The sequence below is a fragment of the Pseudoalteromonas sp. TB25 genome, from assembly GCF_000497995.1.
Taxonomy (GTDB): Bacteria; Pseudomonadota; Gammaproteobacteria; order Enterobacterales; family Alteromonadaceae; genus Pseudoalteromonas; species Pseudoalteromonas distincta.
The window spans coordinates 1-1,449 of record NZ_AUTI01000048.1 but is presented as its reverse complement, the minus strand read 5'-3'; the positions used below and the strand labels follow the sequence as shown (position 1 = coordinate 1,449).

Sequence of the window (1,449 nt, the reverse complement as noted above, 5' to 3'; positions counted from 1 at the left end):
CTACTACTTTTTGAAACAAGTTTTGTTCCATTAAACCAGAGCATGAGAATGTTAATAGTGTTCCGCCTGGTTTTAGTATTTGCATGGCAATCATGTTGATATCTTTATAGCCACGACACGCGCCCGTTAGCTGCGCTTTATTATCAGCAAATTTTGGTGGGTCCATTACGATGGTATCAAACTGTCTACCTTCGTCGCGGTATTGGCGTAATAATTTAAATACATCCTGCTTAACAAAGCTCACTTTGTTTAAATCTAAGTTATTATGCTCAACATTACGTTTTGCTGTATCTAAAGCGGGTTGCGATACATCTACGTTAGTTACATGCTCACATCCACCACGCAGGGCATACAACGAGAATGTACCTGTGTAACTAAAGCAGTTAAGGACAGTTTTACCTTTTGAGAAGCGCTCAAGTGCAGCACGGCTGTCACGCTGATCTAAGTAAAATCCTGTTTTGTGACCTTCAATTATATCAACTTCGATTTTTAAGCCGTTTTCTTCAATAAGCACAGGCTCTTTTGGTTCATTCCCCCAAAGTGCGCCTTTAATTGGTTCTAAGCCTTCTTTAGTACGTACATCTACGTCAGAACGCTCATATATGCTAGAGCCGGGGAAAATAGACATCAATGCGCCTACAATCTCGCCTTTATGGCGCTCGGCACCGGCGCTTAATAGCTGGCACACTAATACATTGTCAAACTTATCTATTGTAACGCCTGGTAAGTAATCAGACTCAGCAGCACATAAGCGAAACCCTGTTAATCCGCCTTCTTCAATAACTTGACTACGGGCTTCTAATGAGCGACGTAAACGGCGTTCAAAAAAGTGTTGATCGATGACTTCTTTTTCGTCAAAGCTCCAAACACGTGCACGAATTTGTGAGTGAGGGCTATACGCAGCAGTTGCTAAAAACTTACCTTCGCTGTCGTGAATCGTTACTGTGTCGCCTAATCCAGGTTTACCTTTAATTTTTTTGATGGCTTTTGAAAATAACCAAGGGTGTTTTCTTTTTAATGATTTATCGCGACCAGCTTGTAGGTAAACGGCAGATGACATAAGGCTTCTCAGTAGTAATAAATAAGCGCTGTATTTTAGTCAAGCAAGGAGCAACATACAATGAATGTTTTGCAAGGGGGGCATAAAGCACGGTAAAGTACGGATAATTCATTGATTAATTAGCTTTTTGGAACCTAACTTTGTCTGACGTCGCTTTAAGCCCTGATTTAGAAATACTTAACTCACAATGTAGAGGGTTTATCGCCTCTTTAGTGCATGCTGATGTTGCTCATGACATTACTCATATAGAGCGAGTGGTGCGTGTTGCAATACAGTTATGTAATGCGGAGCAGGCAAACATGTCAGTAGTATTTCCTGCAGCGTGGATGCACGACTGTGTGGCGGTGGCTAAAAACCACCCTGATCGTGCAAAAGCCTCTACTATGGCA

Annotated in this window: 1 protein-coding gene and 1 pseudogene; one reads left to right on the top strand and one right to left on the bottom strand. The window is 41.7% G+C overall.

The annotated features are described in order from the left end of the window. Window positions 1–1,060, bottom strand: a 1,060-nt coding sequence (locus L652_RS0100900; protein ID WP_024603191.1) for a class I SAM-dependent methyltransferase, incomplete at its 3' end; no start/stop codon positions are given. Window positions 1,061–1,200: 140 nt separating this feature from the next. Here L652_RS0100900 and L652_RS01000000123135 point away from each other — a divergent pair. After that, a pseudogene (locus L652_RS01000000123135) lies at window positions 1,201–1,449 on the top strand (regulator); the annotation flags it as partial.